The following is a 14,733-nucleotide window of genomic DNA, read 5'->3' on the forward strand; positions in this document are numbered from 1 at the left end:
GGATCTGCCCCGACCGTTCCTTCATGGGTGAAAACGTTGTTCGTGCGGACGATCAGACCTGCCTTTCCGTGGGGGAAAGACATTTCGCAAACTCTGCCGATAGCGTGCGTATTTGTACCGACGTTGCGGGACAACTGAATTAATTGTCAGTCATCGCAAGGCGGATTTGGCTGTCCCAATATGCTGAAGCTTAAACGGCCTAAGTATATGCCATCGCCTCGATAAATGACCTTGCACCCCTCCGACGTCCCCGGGGTGCTCGGTTTCGCCGGAACACGGGTATGCCCCCCATTCGTGTTCCGGCATTACACCCCGAACTTTGCCTACGAGACGTCGATATCCCCCATGTCGTGCGCATGCTGGATCAATCTGTCCGGTTCGAGAAAAGTGATGCAGCCCCGCCGTGTGCCGATAACGCCCATTTGGGCGAGGGCGCTCAACTCCCGGCTGACGGCTTCACGGTTTGCGCCGACCTGCGCTGCGATCTCGGCATGGGTTGGGGCGGGGCGCAGTTCGCCACCCTCGATCAGAACGCTTTGTTCCAGACCCGCACGCACCAGAAACAATGTCAGACGATCCGCCAGCTTCAGTGCCGTCAATTCGAAACTGCGCTGCGTCAGGTTTCGCACCTTCTCGACCATATCGCCCAGCAGGACCTGTGCCACACCCGGCTGATCCCGTATCAGGGCGCGCAAGGTTCGGCCGGGCAGGCGCGCCAGTTCCGCCGGGGTGCGGGCGAAGATGCTGGCAGATCGTTCGCCGCCGCCGATTGCGGCGATCTCTCCGAAATAGGTGCCGCGCTGCATTTCGCCCAAGGCGACTTCACGACCACGCCCGGAAATCAGGATGGCCGTCAGTTGACCGCTCAACACCAGATAGAAATCATCGGATTTGTCCAGGTGCTGCACCACCAGTTCACCACGCTCCGGACGCACGATGTCGACGCGGTTCGCCAGGTCAGACAATGCATCGGCGTCGAGTGATGCGAATATATCGAACTCCGCCAGTGATGACGGCAGATCACAACGCTTTATCATGGTCATCCCCTATGTCCCTTTGACAGACTGGTACTATTGCAGTGAACACGATTATCTGCCAGCGACGCGGTTAGTTAGGACAAAGCTGATGACACTAGCAAGTAAAACGAAGGTTTTGATCCTGGGGGGCGGGTGCGGTGGCGTTGCTGCGGCCTATACGCTTGGTGCGACGCCCGAACGGCGCGAGACCTTCGATGTCACGCTGTGTTCGCAAGGATGGCGGATCGGCGGCAAGGGGGCCAGCGGACGCAATGTCGCCGATCACCAGCGGATAGAGGAACACGGACTGCATCTGTTCCTCGGGTTTTACCGAACGGCCTTCACGATGCTGCGCGATGCCTATGCCCAATTGAGCGGTGCGCAAGACGGGGTGTTCCCCTCGATTGAGGACGCATTTACCCCCCAACACCACGTTACGTTATGGGCGGCCCCTGGCGATGGCGGGGGGGCGGGGTGGAAGGATTACACCCTGATGGCCCCCCGATGGCCCGGCCTGCCATGGGATGCGGACGAGGACGATTTGCGCCAGGCCCCGGACAGGCTGGCCGAACTGATGCGGATCGAGGCCGCGCATGTCGGCGCGGACCGTTTGCGCACCCCGCTCGACCCCGACCGACATGCCCATGCGAAGCCCGAGGAGCGGGAGAGCCTGTTCGCCTGGTTCCTGGACGAGCTGCACGACATGGATTGGGCGCTGGGCTGGCACGTGTTCAGGGATCTGCTCGAAATCGGGGGGGCGGTGTTGCGGGGATATTTCGCGGACGTGTTGCCGCATGGCTGGAATGCCTGGCATCGAATCGACCATCTGGACTTTCGCGCTTGGCTGATGATGCACGGGGCCAATGCCTCCGCCGCGTGGTCCGAGACGATCCGCGTCATCTACGATCTGGCCTTTGCGTATCGGGGCGGCGACGGGGACGATCTCTCCGACGCGGATATCGCTGCGGGCGCATGTCTCAAACTGATCCTCGATCTGGTGGCGGGCTATCGGGGTGCGCCGATGTGGCGTATGAACGCCGGTATGGGCGACACGGTCTTTACCCCGCTGGTGAAGTGCATTGCACGGCAAGGCGGCAAGATCAGACTATTCCAACGGGTCAGGGAGATCGAATTCGACGGTGACCGGGTCGTGCGGGTGCGTATGTCGGTTCAGGCCGCGCTGGCCGGGCAGGGCTATGATCCGTTCGTGCGGGTCAACGGTCTGGATTGTTGGCCCAGTGCGCCGCTTTGGGATCAGCTCTCTGCTGACACGCCGCGTGTGAACTTCGAGGATGCGTGGACGCATGTTTCGATCGCGGAGCATGTGCTGGAGGTGGGGCGCGATTTCGATCACATCATTCTGGCGATTCCCCCCGCCGCGGCCGCACCGTTGACCGACGGGCTGGCGCGGACCAACCCCGATTGGGCGCGTATGTTGAACACGGTCGGCACCGCGTCGGTCGCCACGCATTCCGTTCAGCTATGGCTGGACCGAACCACGGTCGAGGCCGGTTGGGCCGAGAGTGTGGAGCCGGTGTCCGGCGCCTGTGCGCCGCCCCTGGGAACATGGGCCGACATGACGCATCTGATTGCCCATGAAACATGGCCATCGGGACAGGCGAAAAGCTGTCAGTATCTGGTCAGCGTCACGGAACTGCCGCCCGACCTGCCACCGATCACGGTCGAGGCGCCACATGTGCAGATCGAGGCGAACACGGCGGGGCAGGCCTTTACCCAAATGTGGCTGGACGCAAATGCCCATATCCTGTGGCCCGGGATCGCGACACCGGGCGCGTTCGACCGGCAGCGGATCGTCAGCACCTACGACCACGTCAATATCTCACCCAGCGAGCGTTATGTCCGCACCCCTCCCGGCAGTGTGGTGGATCGTTTGCCGCCCGATTGGGACGGCGTGCGAAACATGAGCCTGGCGGGGGACTGGACGATCACCTCGATCAATGGCGGCTCGGCGGAGGCCGCACTGGAAAGCGGCAAGACCGCAGCGGATGCGTTGGCCCGTGCCGCAGGGGTGGCGTGACCAGACGCCTCAGCCCGGTGCCTGCCACAGCGTCTTTCCGTTGCGGGTGGTGAAATCGAAGTTCACCCAGAACGCGAAGCGCGCCTGCGTGGTCAGCAGATCGCCGTCCCGCGTACCGGACAGCCCCAGATCGCGGGCGATCTGGTGGCTTTCGCAATCGCGGATCGTACAGGCCCATTGACCCGGCATCAGTCCGCCGCGATGTACGGCGTCCAGATGTGCGGGACTTTCGGTGATTGCCTGATAGCAGGCCTTGGTCCAGTCCTCCGCCGCGCGAAATTGCTTGAGGTTCACGACAGGCACGATGAAATCGAACGCGAGCTTGCCGATATCCCACACGAAGGCCGCGCCCTCCACCATGGTTTCCAGCAGACCTTGCGGGTGGCGCATCTGGTCCATGATAACGCTGAGCATACCGCCGATGTCCTGAAAGTCATCGCGCCAGGGGCCGTGCACGTCGGTGCCGGTGAGGGTGATCAGCTCCGCATTCTCGACCGCGCGGGTGGTGTCGGCAAATGTCGGAAAGATGGTGGTGCGTGCGACGAACCTGTCACCGGGATCGGTGACGAGCTGAATATCGCCCAGCGTCTTGCGGTATCCCCAGATTTCGCGCCCGACGACCAGCCCGGTATCGACGTTGATAAACAGATAGGGCACCCAGAAGGTCAGCCGGGGAAAGATCTGTCCCTCGCGATATTCCCACAAGGGGACCCAGAACATCGCCTCCCTGTCGCCCTGCACGCCGATGGTCTGTGACAGGGATGTCGCGGCGGCCACCTCCAGAAAGGTCAGAAGGACCGTGTCGCCAACCGTCTCGTATCGCAGTTCTGGGGCGCAGGCTGCATTGAGCTGACTGTCCACAAAGGCCTGAACGCTGCGCGAATCCGCGTCCAGCGCGAAGGCATAAGAGGTTGTCCCCTCCAGCCGCAGGGGCTGTGGAAAGCAGATCTCGCCGTGCCCCAGACGGTCCACGTAATCAGGCATGTTGCTGGTATCGGTCATGTCATATCCTCACAGGTAATCTTCGCCGATGACGACGCGCGGTTGGCCGCTGATCGCGCGACTGGCCTGCATACCGCTCATCACGGCGGATTCGACGCAGGTGGTGTTCAGTCCCGTGCGGATATGACATCCGGCAAGGAACAGGTTGTCAAAACCGCTGCCATCTGCGGGCAGACGGTATTGCACCTGTCCGGCCGCCGCCCCGACGCAGCATTCGGAGGGGTCGATATTGGCGCGAACATAGACCTGTTCCGGCGACAGAGGTTCAGGCGGGCGGGCGCACCATGCGGTGGTGCCGTAATCGTCGATCCATTGGGCGAATTGCGCGGTAACGTCGGCGTTTGCCACGGCCTGCGCATTCGTATGTGCAGGCGCGCTATACGTGGTAGAGGCATAGGCACCGCAGAAATAATGGATGGACCCGGCCCCGCCCTCGACCGGCAAAAGCTGGCTCATGTCGGACCAGATATCGAACCGCTCAGGCCCCGCGACGGTGGCGGGGCGATCGTCCCAGCCGAGCTCGCTGGTGGTTTGCGGCAGCCAGACCTGCGCGGCCAGCGTCGGGACCAGTCCGGTATTTTCGACCATATCCGCGAAGGGCCCGCGCTGTGCAATCAGTTCCCGCGCCAGACCGGGTTCGTCCGGGTTGAGCTGCTTGTACCCGCCCATTGCGATGCCGAGGATCACCTTGTCGAAATCCTGGCCCCTCTTCAGGATGACCTCCTCCGTCGGATAGGGGGGGGACCAGTGGTTTTCGAAATCGACGCCGGCCTTGGCCAGTGCCTCGCCATCCTCGATCTGCTCCCAATAGGGATGCGCGGGCCAAGTGGGCACGCCGTTGATGACCTTGGTTGGCCGGTAGTCGCCCAAGGTCCGCGCCTGCCGTGCCAGAGTGATACGGGCGATGGAGTTTTCGGCGGCGTCCAGATGCAGGCCTGTCGTCTTGTGAAAGAAGTTCACCTTTACCCCCCGTGCGCGCAGGATGTCATATATCGGCGCGACGACCACCTCCGCCATGCCGGCCTTGACCGTGAACATCACCGATTCCTTGTAGGTGGTGATGATCCGCAGGATCACCCGCAGCGCCGTGCCTGTGCCCACGGACGGGCGATTGTGGTCGCCCTCAAGATACCAGAAACAGCAATCATAGATCGCCCGCACAGGTGATGTGGTCTCGACGATCTCCGGGTCGGCACCGTGATTCTTGAGCCACTGGCGAAACTCGATCTCGTTCAGGTCGTCCAGGCTCTTGCCGCAAATCAGCACGTCCCAGGTGATGCCCGCGGCGAAGGTCGCTCCCAGATGCAGAAGATCCCTGAACAGATCGCCCAGCGGCAGGCTGCGCTGTCTTTTCGGACGGAAAGACTCTCGAACCTCACGCAGATGTACCAACGCCTCGGTATCGGAGCCCTCGGGCGCCTCGATCTTTTGCGCGGCACAGCCCAGATCGACGTCCTCTCTGGCCACGGCGCTATGTGTCGGATCGGTGTCGTCCTCGAAGGTGGCATGCAGAAGTTGTTTGAGCAGGGAGGCCAGTTGACTGAGCATTCCACGGATCGACAGGTTCAATTCACCCGAGCCACGCTCATCGCTATTCGTCGGCCATTCGATATTGCAGAAATCCCAGGAGCCATCGGACGATTGCGTCCATAACGGGGTGAAGTTCTGTGGTTCGAACGCATCGAGACCCGTTTGAAACGGGCAGTTTTCCGGGCGGTCCCATTCGGCATATATCTCACGCAACATCGACCAGGCATTGTCGTAGCAGCCGAACCAGAAATGCAGGCCGTGTTCCAGAATGCGGTTGTGATCGTCGCGGCCCGTAGCGCATTTTCCGCCGAGCCGCCAACCCATCTGCCAGATTTCCACATCGTATCGCCGCCGTAGTTCGGGTGTGGCGCTCAGATGCCATGCTGCGGTCAATGCGCCGAATCCTCCCCCAAGGATCGCGATCTTCTCTTTCTCCATGCGGATGCCCTCAGGGATCTTGCAGCCAGACCGGAATGGGTCGACCGACAGCTTCGGTAAAGTTCGTGAAGACCTCGGCATCGCTGACGAGGTGCATTTGTCGTGCCAATCTGGCAGCGTCGGCCAGCATTTCAGTGCGTTTCGATACGTTCGTCTGGTCGAATGCGCTGTGGAACATGGCGGCTGGTTTCGCGACGGGCATCTTCAGCGCGAACCGGCGCAAGACCTTGCGCGCACGCGCGGCCGCTGCTGCGTCGTCCAGCAGGGTCGTCGCACAACACAGCCAACGCAACGCATTGCCCAGATGCCAGGCGCCCGGTGGGCTCTTCTCCGCTATATCCAGCGCAAGACGGGCACGCTGGCGGGCCAGCGCCGTCTCACCCATAAGGACATCGGCCAGCGCCAGCGTGCACAATGCGAATGTCTCGTCCGCTTTGTTGAGCTGCGGATGTGCGACCAGTCCCGCCAGCGCCTTGTGTGCCTCGATCGGGACGGGTTCTCCACCGGACAGCGCGGCACCGATCCGGGCTGTCTTGACCCAGACACGGATCTGCGCGCTGACGCGGCTGTCCAAACCGGATTCCAGTTCGCCCAAGGCGGGATCGTCGCTGCGCAATTTCCACCGGGTGAGGCGAGAATGAATGTCCGTCGCGACGCTCTGCCGCCAGCGACCGCGCGCCCCCAGTTCACCGTATAACCGGATTGCCTCGCGGGCCGCCGGATCGGCGCGAAGCCAGTCGCCCCGGCCTGAATACAGGACCAGCGCAACCAGTGACGTAAAGGCTCTGTCATGCGGATCGCCCCCGGCCAAGGCGGTGCGTTTGGCATATCCGGCATAGGTGTCCGCGAGTTTTGGCAACCGGCTCGTCTCGAACCCGATGGATAGTGCGGTATAGCCCGCGACCATTTCGCGCGTCAGCCCGACCCGTTCCGCTATGTTGAGCGATTTCAGCGTGTGCAGCAGAACGTCACCCAACTCGCCTTCAAAATAGGCGATTTCGGCCAGATCCTTGTGCGCGCTCGCGGCCATTGCGGCATAGGGGATCGACGCGGGCGTCGCGCGCCCTCTGACCCGGTGCAGCACCTGCCGGGCAAGCGCGGGAAAGAGTTGCAGCGTCTTGATCACCGTGCTGCGCGATTGCGGATGCCCCATGGCGGTCAGCGCCTCGGACAAACGGGCCTCGGCCATTCGCAACTCGACCGCCTCCAACGCGGCGGAGCCTTCGGTCATCAACAGTTTGATCCTGCGGCGCATCGGAAGGGTTATTCCGTTGCGCTGCGCGATCAGACGTGCGTGCGAGGCGTGGGCGATGGCCTCGTCATGGGCGAACAGGGCGCTTGCATTCCGGGCAAGACGTTCATGGCAGGCGAAGGCCTTCTGCGTCTGATCCGCCCCGGCCCAGTGGCGGGCCGCATCGGCGAGGTCGTCCTGCCCGCACCGTTCTGCCAGATGTCGGTGTAGCCTGCGCCGCGCCGCGAAGGGGAGGGCGCTGTACGAAACCTCCCGAACCAGATCGTCGCGAAAGGCGAACTGGCCGGGCTCGACTTCCCTCAGAAACTCCCGCTGCAACAGTGAGGCAAGCGCGTCTTCGATAGGTGCAAGAGGGGGTGCGTCCGGCAGGGCGGCGATGTCAGGAGCGCTGAACGGCTGTCCCAACAGGCTGGCAATCGACAGGACCTGTCGTTCCACGGGTTCGCATGTGTCGAGCCGGGTTGCCGCTAGTTCGCGCAGCGTCGCGGGCGACATGCTGCGCAGTTCCGGGTCCGCGGGCTCTGCCGTTGGCAGTCGCAATGCGCCGCCGGTCATCCTCAGCCGCCCGCTTTCGCTCAGATCTCGAACGAGTTCCCTTAGGAACAAGGGGTTGCCACCGCTGCGCCGAAACAGCTCCCGCACGGTATCGGGTTCGCATGCAGGCGCGTTCATCAGGCGGCAAATCGCGCGATCGACGCCGTCCAGGTCGAGAGGTTCGATTGCGAAGCCCCCCTCGGACGGTGGAGCCGCCTCGTCGGTGCGGACCGCAATCACCACCCGAACCCCGTCACGTGCGACACGTTCCAGCATCGCGGCGGAACTTCGGTCGAGGCACTGCGCATCGTCCAGAGCGATCAGCAAAGGCGGCAGGTTGGCCAGATCATGCAGGATCAGCTGGCTCAGGGCGGATTCCAGCAGGGATTGTTGTGGCTCCCCGCTTGGGACGGACGCTTGCGTCACGGTCGGTGGGGCGATCAGCTCACGCAGTGGGGCGAACTGCCTCAAGGCCGTGATCTGGGATGCTGTAAATTGCGGCGGATCGTGAAAGGATGACGCCAGCTCCGCCGCGACCCGTGCGATGCCGTCATATGCCAGTTGTGCCCCGTCGGGACGCAGGGCCGGACGGATGACACGCCAGTCGGTCGCCTGCGCGATGGCGCAAAGCCCGCGCATATGTTCCGATCGCCCGATCCCCCTGGGTCCGCTGAGGACATGAACCGGGTGGGGCAATCGCGGGTCCTTCAGCCAATGGATCAACGGTGAGGTGGGCGACAGGTCGTTGGCGGGCGACATATCCCTGATCCGGGCAATGGCTACGGGGTCGGACCAGCCTTTTACCGAGAGAGGCGGCAGCGGCTGAGTGTCGATTGCCACGCCCGCACGTTCCGCTGTTGCTGCATCGACCAGAGGCGCGTCCGTCGCGGCCTGCATCAAACGGGTGGCGAGGGAACTGGGCCATCCGATGGCCGAGACGGTTCGCGTGGTGCGTGTTCCATGACGGCTCAGGAACATCCGGCCATCGGCCACACCCACCGGACATCCGAGCTTCGGATCCGCCATGATGGAGACAGCAGCCCGCATCGCGCGCAATTCGCGCCCCGATGGCCCAAGCGGTGGCAGGCCAAACACGATGTGCAGAACCGTGCCTTTTTCCTCGGCCATCATGTTGACGGGAACGCCGGCCCAAGGCTCGATATGGCGGAAAATCCGGCCGAGGCGCTCGGCAACCTGATCGGCGCGATATTCTTCGGCATGAGCGCCAGCCGTCAGATCGCATGACAGAACCGTCAGATCGCGAAACGTCGATGTCCCGTCCTCGCCTGTGATCCGAGTCCAGACGCGGGTCAGCGGTGTCCGGTCATGTCGGGGCGCAACGCGGGTCTGGTCGTGCTCGCCAGCAGATGGGCGGCGGGATCTGCTCGATATGGTCGCGCCGGGTGCCGCGCTGGAGTTCAGACGTGCGGCGATCGCCGCCGCAGGGCCCGTTGCCACCCAGATCTCGTCCGTGCCGGCGTGAGTGTAACGGTCGATACCGGCACGGCCGGAGGCGACGCTGATGCGGCATCGTATCTGATCGGGCAATTCGCTGTGGATGATCCGTGCGGTGTCATGCGCGGTAAAGTCCATTCCGGCGCCGGGCCAGACCGCCATGACGGCATCACCCGCGAACCCGGCGATCAATCCGCCTCTGGCTTCGACGGTGCGGATGAGCGTATCGAAGAACGTTTCCAGAACGGAGGACAGGATTTCCGCACCCTGCGGGCCCTGCTTCGACAGGTTCGCGGCCAAACCGGAAAACCCGACAAGATCGGCCTGCAGGACGGTTGCAGCCTCCCACGCGACGCTGAATGTTTCTACATCGTCATGCTTTTGTAGATCCGAACCGTCCATTGGTATCCACCGCATCTGCCCCCAGTGCGCGATTCACGTCTGTGACGTTCCGGTGCACATCTCGACCGATAGCAGAAAATCGCCGATCGTGTACGCAAAATGCGAACATCGCCTCTGGCAGGAATGTCACGTGACAGTCGTGTAGCGGGGGTATTCAATCGGGCAACCAGTCACTTTCGCGAAAGGCATTCACATGACCGCAACATTCAACATCAGCCGGCGGACCCTTTTGGCCAGCGCAGGTGCGCTGGTGGTCCTGCATCCCTTTTCGGCCATGGCGCAGGGGCGTCAGGCGCATTTGCGCATCATGTCCACGACAGATTTGCATGTGCATGTGTACCCTTACGACTATTACGCGGATCGTCAGGTGGACACGGTCGGCCTCGCCCGGACGGCCAGCCTGATCGAGGGCATTCGCGCCGAGGCGACGAACACCGTTCTGGTGGACAACGGCGATTTCCTGCAAGGCAATCCGATGGGCGACTACATGGCCTATGAGAAGGGCCTCTCCGACGGGGACGTGCATCCCGTCATCATGGCTATGAACACCCTGGGCTATGACGCCGCGACGCTGGGCAATCATGAGTTCAACTACGGGCTGGATTTCCTGATGAAGGCGGTCGCCGGCGCGCAATTCCCCGTCGTGTCCGCCAATGTGGCGAAGGGTGAGCTGGGCGCTACGCCGCAGGCCGACGATCATCTGGTGCCGCCCTACACGATTGTGGAGCGTGCAGTGACCCTGGGCGACGGCACGACGGAAACGGTCAGGATCGGGCTGATCGGCCTGTTGCCACCGCAGATCATGAACTGGGATCGCCGCCATCTGGAGGGCAAGGCCAACACCCGTGACATCCTGCAAGCTGCCCGCGCCTTCGTGCCTGAAATCCGCGAACAGGGGGCCGATCTGGTGGTCGCGTTGAGCCATTCGGGCATCTCGACCGAGGCGCATACCGACGGGATGGAAAACGCCTCGCTCTACGTGGCGGGAATCGACGGGATCGACGCGGTCGTGACCGGGCACCATCACCTCGTCTTTCCGGGTGAGGATTATTCGGGCGAGGGCATCGGGCAGGACACCCTGATGGGCAAGCCTGCTGTGATGGCCGGTTTCTGGGGCAGCCATATGGGGCTGATCGACCTGATGCTGGAGCATGAGGCCGGCGAATGGCGGGTCGTGAACTCCACCACCGAGGCGCGTCCGATCTATTCCCGGGTGGAGCGTGAGGTCGAACCGCTGGTCGAAAGTTTCGAGCCGGTGCTCGCCGCCACCGCGCAGGAGCATGAGGAAACCCTCGCCTATATCCGGCGAGCCGTTGGGGAAACGGCGGCACCGCTGCATTCCTATTTCGCGCTGGTCGCGGACGATCCCTCCGTTCAGATCGTCAGCCAGGCGCAGACCTGGTATATTGAGCAGATGATGAAGGGAACGGAGTGGGAGGGCCTGCCGATCCTGTCCGCCGCCGCACCGTTCAAGGCGGGCGGTCGAGGGGGACCGGATTATTACACCGACGTGCCGGTCGGCCCTGTCGCGATCAAGAACGTCTCGGATCTGTATCTGTACCCCAACACCGCCCGTGCCGTTCTGATTAACGGTGCAACGGTCAAGGAGTGGCTGGAGCGTTCCGCCGGGATGTTCAATCAGGTCGCGCCGGGCGCGCAGGACGCCACGCTGATCAATCCCGACATGCCGTCCTATAACTTCGACGTCATGGACGGGGTCGAGTATCAGATAGATCTCAGTCAGCCTGCGAAATATGACCGCGACGGCGCGATCGTGAACCCGGACGCAAACCGTATCGTGAACCTGACCTATCAGGGCGCGCCGATCGATCCGACGCAGAAGTTCGTCGTGGCGACGAACAACTACCGCGCGGGCGGTGGTGGCAACTTTCCCGGTGCGGACGGTTCGACGACGATCTTCGTCGGGCCGGATACCAACCGCGATGTGATCGTGCGCTATATCGTCGATCAGGGAACCATTGACCCCAAGGCCGACGCGAACTGGACCTTCGTCCCGATGGAGGACACCACCGTTCTGTTCGACACGGGGCCCGCAGGGGCGGAGCATATGGACTCCGTGACCGGTGTGAACATCGAAGCAGCCGGAGAAGGCGACGACGGCTTCGCGCGCTATCGCATCACGCTGTAACGCGCGTCCTCTCGCGCGGTGCGTCTATGGATGCTCCGCGCGAGAGGCCCCCTTGATCCTTCCCCTCCGTTGCGTGAAACACCTTCGTGTAGCGAGGGAGAGACGACGTGACCGATTTCGAGGCGACCAGGGCGATGTTCCACCTGCCGGACGGGGTGATCTATCTCGACGGAAATTCCCTTGGTCCCTTGCCGGTTGCCGCGCAGTCGCGGGTTGCGTCGATGATGCGCGACGAATGGGGCGATATGCTGATCACCGGCTGGAACCGGGCCGGATGGATGGCGCAGCCCATGGCGCTGGGCGATCGCATCGCACGCTTGATCGGAGCGGAGCCGGGTCACGTGGTTCTGGGCGATACCCTTTCGGTCAAGGTCTATCAGGCGCTCGCCTCCGCGTTGCGCATGACGGATCGCAAGGTGATCCTCAGCGACAGCGGCAATTTCCCCTCCGATCTCTACATGGCTGAGGGGCTGATCCGCATGTTGGGGCAGGGCCACGAATTGCGCGTCGTAGCCCCCGAGGAGGTCGAGGCCGCGATAGACGAGACTGTCGCCGTGACCCTGATCACCGAGGTGGATTATCGCACGGGCCGCAAGCATGACATGGCAGTTCTGACCGCCAGGGCACAGGCGGCCGGGGTCCTGACCATCTGGGATCTGGCCCATTCCGCCGGGGCGCTGGCCGTGGATGTGGCGGGCGCCGGCGCGGATTTTGCCGTCGGCTGTACCTACAAATATCTCAACGGAGGGCCGGGGGCACCGGCGTTCATCTATGTCGCGCCGCGCCACGCGGATCAGGTCGTTCCCGCGCTGAGCGGCTGGTTGGGGCACGAGGTGCCGTTTGCCTTCGACCGGGATTATCGCCCGGCTGGTGGAATCGAACGCATGCGTGTCGGCACCCCGTCGGTGATCCAGATGGCATCCCTCGACGCGGCGCTGGATATCTGGGACGGCGTCGATATGGAGGATTTGCGGGCCCGCTCCATCGCGCTGTGCGATCTGTTCATTGCCGAGGTCGAGGCGGCCACAAATCTCGTGCTCGCATCACCGCGGGACGGGGCGCAGCGCGGCTCGCAAGTCAGTTTTCGTCACGCCGAGGGATACGCAATCATGCAGGCCCTGATCGCAAGAGGCGTTGTCGGGGATTTTCGCGCGCCCGATATCCTGCGGTTCGGCTTCACCCCGTTGTATATCGGTGAGGCCGACGTGCGGCAGGCCGCGGCGATCCTGGCGGATGTTATGCACACCGCCTCCTGGGATCGCCCCGAATTTCACCGACGCCAAGCCGTGACGTGACGCGCCGCATTTGAGATGCTAGGCCTGAACCAAATCCGTGACGATACCTTGAGGATGACCCCATGAGCGCCGTTTTCGTACAGATCCGCTGCAAACCCGGTACGACCTATTCCGTCGCTGACGAATTGTATGAGCGTGAGATCGTGTCGGAACTGTACTCGACCTCGGGCGAATGGGATCTGCTGCTGAAGCTCTACCCACCCGAGGGTGCCGATATCGGGCACTGGATCAACGAGAACATCGCCAATATCGCGAATGTCGAACGGTCGATGACGACGCTGACCTTCAAGGCGTTCTGATCGCATCCTGCCTGCCCCGGGTCCGAGCCTGCGGCGCTGTGTCCAGAATCGCGCCCGTGATATGATCCAGCGCGAAGGCGGCAGCGCCTTTGGCCCACAGCTGATCGTTCCATTTATGCACGCGCAATTCCACCGGCCTGTCGCTTAGGTCGATCGAATTGGCCTCCATCATCTCGCTGACTTCGATGTCGTACAGATAGTCGTATTGTAGCTGCTCGCCCGACAGAATGATGAGGGCAGGATCGAAGATGTTGACGATATTCGCCAGCCCGATCCCGAACAATCGGCCCGCGCGGTGAAAGATCGACCTTGCGACAAGGTTGCCCGCCTTTGCCTCGGCGAAAAGGTTCTCAAGCCTGTCGTGATGCTGGGATGTATCGGCGGGGAGGGCCATCTCCGCCTCACGCAGCAGGGCGTAGTCGGCGAGGTAGGCCTCCAGACATCCGCGTTGCCCGCACCGGCACAGTGCCCCGTCGGGCTGAATTTTCATGTGCCCAAACTCCACCCCGCGACCGCGCGTCCCGCGATACAGGCGGTTTGCGATGACGATGCCCATGCCCAGACCCTGTTCGATCGTCACCACGATAAAGTCGCGCTGCTCGCGCCCGACACCGAACCACAATTCCGCCAAGGCCAGAAGGTTCGCGTCGTTGTCGATCACCACGGGGCAATTCAGCGCGTCCTGTAGGCGTGCGCCCAGCGGAATCATCCGGCTGTCGAGGACGGGGGACCAATGCACCATCCCCTCCGCCGCGTTCACGAAACCCGGCAGGCCGACGCCGATGGCGGAGATGTCGCTTCGGCTCAGATCGGCCTTGGTAAGGGCGCTGTCCAGAACCCGCTCGATCAGCGCGAGGATTTCATCGGCACCGGCGTTTTGCAGCGGCTGCGATATCGCGGCTTTGGCTAGTTGCCTGCCCTGAAAGTCGAGCAATACGAGTGTCGTGACGTTCGCGCCCAGTTTCAGCCCGGCGACGACATGCGCGTTCGCGCGTAGTTGCAATTTGACACGGGGGCGCCCCCTTAGGGTTTCGGTCGAAATGGCCGCAGCTTCTTCGATCAGACCGCGCGCGATCAGGTCAGATGTGATTGCGGTCACGGTGGCTGGGCTGATCATTAGATCGCGGGCGATATCGATGCGCGCGATCTGCCCCTCGGCGCGGATCTGCTGGAAAATACGTGAGATCGCAGTTCCCTCACTGACGTTCCCCAGCGGGGCGCGGGGGCCGTATCCGTCACATGGATCGTTCATTTAATTTAGTACTTTCATCGAATGCCGTGGGGTATCGGAAGAATTTTCTCGAAATTTGGTGGTAAGCTCGA

At 62.7% G+C, this 14,733-nt stretch carries 9 protein-coding genes; 4 read left to right on the forward strand and 5 right to left on the reverse strand.

The window, feature by feature from the left end:
* Window positions 1-323 precede the first annotated feature (323 nt).
* A complete protein-coding gene (locus tag G8E03_RS07345; RefSeq protein WP_166190242.1) occupies window positions 324-1,037 on the reverse strand; it encodes a Crp/Fnr family transcriptional regulator in 714 nt (237 codons plus the stop codon).
* Window positions 1,038-1,125: 88 nt separating this feature from the next.
* On the opposite strand from G8E03_RS07345, the gene G8E03_RS07350 reads away from it, so the two are divergent.
* Window positions 1,126-3,054: an NAD(P)-binding protein gene (locus tag G8E03_RS07350; RefSeq protein ID WP_166190244.1), complete on the forward strand. Its 1,929-nt coding sequence runs from the start codon at window positions 1,126-1,128 to the stop codon at window positions 3,052-3,054.
* Window positions 3,055-3,063: 9 nt separating this feature from the next.
* Here G8E03_RS07350 and G8E03_RS07355 read toward each other — a convergent pair whose 3' ends face one another.
* Genes G8E03_RS07355 through G8E03_RS07365 form a run of 3 tightly spaced genes read right to left on the reverse strand, consistent with a single transcriptional unit; the run spans window position 3,064 to window position 9,682 of the window.
* Window positions 3,064-4,056 (reverse strand): acetoacetate decarboxylase family protein, encoded by a 993-nt coding sequence (locus tag G8E03_RS07355; RefSeq protein ID WP_166190246.1) that lies wholly within the window; start codon window positions 4,054-4,056, stop codon window positions 3,064-3,066.
* A 9-nt stretch (window positions 4,057-4,065) separates the two neighbouring features.
* Complete coding sequence (locus G8E03_RS07360; protein ID WP_166190248.1) at window positions 4,066-6,024, reverse strand: NAD(P)/FAD-dependent oxidoreductase; 1,959 nt, start codon at window positions 6,022-6,024, stop codon at window positions 4,066-4,068.
* A 10-nt stretch (window positions 6,025-6,034) separates the two neighbouring features.
* Window positions 6,035-9,682 carry a hypothetical protein gene (locus tag G8E03_RS07365; protein ID WP_205793322.1) on the reverse strand — a complete coding sequence of 1,216 codons (3,648 nt, stop codon included), beginning with the start codon at window positions 9,680-9,682 and terminating at the stop codon, window positions 6,035-6,037.
* 178 nt (window positions 9,683-9,860) lie between these two features.
* Here G8E03_RS07365 and G8E03_RS07370 point away from each other — a divergent pair, with 178 nt between their 5' ends.
* The 3 genes from G8E03_RS07370 to G8E03_RS07380 all read left to right on the forward strand — a co-directional run bounded on the left by G8E03_RS07370 (window position 9,861) and on the right by G8E03_RS07380 (window position 13,410).
* Entirely contained in the window at window positions 9,861-11,816 is a 1,956-nt protein-coding gene (locus G8E03_RS07370) for a bifunctional 2',3'-cyclic-nucleotide 2'-phosphodiesterase/3'-nucleotidase (protein ID WP_166190252.1), read from the forward strand.
* Window positions 11,817-11,923: 107 nt separating this feature from the next.
* Complete coding sequence (gene kynU, locus G8E03_RS07375) at window positions 11,924-13,111, forward strand: kynureninase (protein ID WP_166190254.1); 1,188 nt, start codon at window positions 11,924-11,926, stop codon at window positions 13,109-13,111.
* 62 nt (window positions 13,112-13,173) lie between these two features.
* The gene (locus G8E03_RS07380; protein ID WP_166190256.1) at window positions 13,174-13,410 is read left to right on the forward strand and encodes an Lrp/AsnC ligand binding domain-containing protein; all 237 of its coding nucleotides are present in this window, start codon (window positions 13,174-13,176) and stop codon (window positions 13,408-13,410) included.
* On the opposite strand, the gene G8E03_RS07385 is transcribed toward G8E03_RS07380, so the two are convergent.
* On the reverse strand, window positions 13,397-14,662 hold the full coding sequence (locus G8E03_RS07385; RefSeq protein ID WP_166190258.1) for an ROK family transcriptional regulator: 1,266 nt from the start codon (window positions 14,660-14,662) through the stop codon (window positions 13,397-13,399). The genes G8E03_RS07380 and G8E03_RS07385 overlap by 14 nt on opposite strands.
* Between the last annotated feature and the right edge of the window lie 71 nt (window positions 14,663-14,733).

Origin of the sequence: Pontivivens nitratireducens (assembly GCF_011290545.1) — a bacterium.
Lineage (GTDB): Bacteria > Pseudomonadota > Alphaproteobacteria > Rhodobacterales > Rhodobacteraceae > Pontivivens > Pontivivens nitratireducens.

What these genes read in the sequence shown, in the direction of transcription:
- G8E03_RS07345 (WP_166190242.1), bottom strand. Translation starts at nt 1,037, where the DNA reads ATGATAAAGCGTTGTGATCTGCCGTCATCACTGGCGGAGTTCGATATA.
- G8E03_RS07350 (WP_166190244.1), top strand. Translation starts at nt 1,126, where the DNA reads ATGACACTAGCAAGTAAAACGAAGGTTTTGATCCTGGGGGGCGGGTGC.
- G8E03_RS07355 (WP_166190246.1), bottom strand. Translation starts at nt 4,056, where the DNA reads ATGACCGATACCAGCAACATGCCTGATTACGTGGACCGTCTGGGGCAC.
- G8E03_RS07360 (WP_166190248.1), bottom strand. Translation starts at nt 6,024, where the DNA reads ATGGAGAAAGAGAAGATCGCGATCCTTGGGGGAGGATTCGGCGCATTG.
- G8E03_RS07365 (WP_205793322.1), bottom strand. Translation starts at nt 9,682, where the DNA reads ATGCGGTGGATACCAATGGACGGTTCGGATCTACAAAAGCATGACGAT.
- G8E03_RS07370 (WP_166190252.1), top strand. Translation starts at nt 9,861, where the DNA reads ATGACCGCAACATTCAACATCAGCCGGCGGACCCTTTTGGCCAGCGCA.
- G8E03_RS07380 (WP_166190256.1), top strand. Translation starts at nt 13,174, where the DNA reads ATGAGCGCCGTTTTCGTACAGATCCGCTGCAAACCCGGTACGACCTAT.
- G8E03_RS07385 (WP_166190258.1), bottom strand. Translation starts at nt 14,662, where the DNA reads ATGAACGATCCATGTGACGGATACGGCCCCCGCGCCCCGCTGGGGAAC.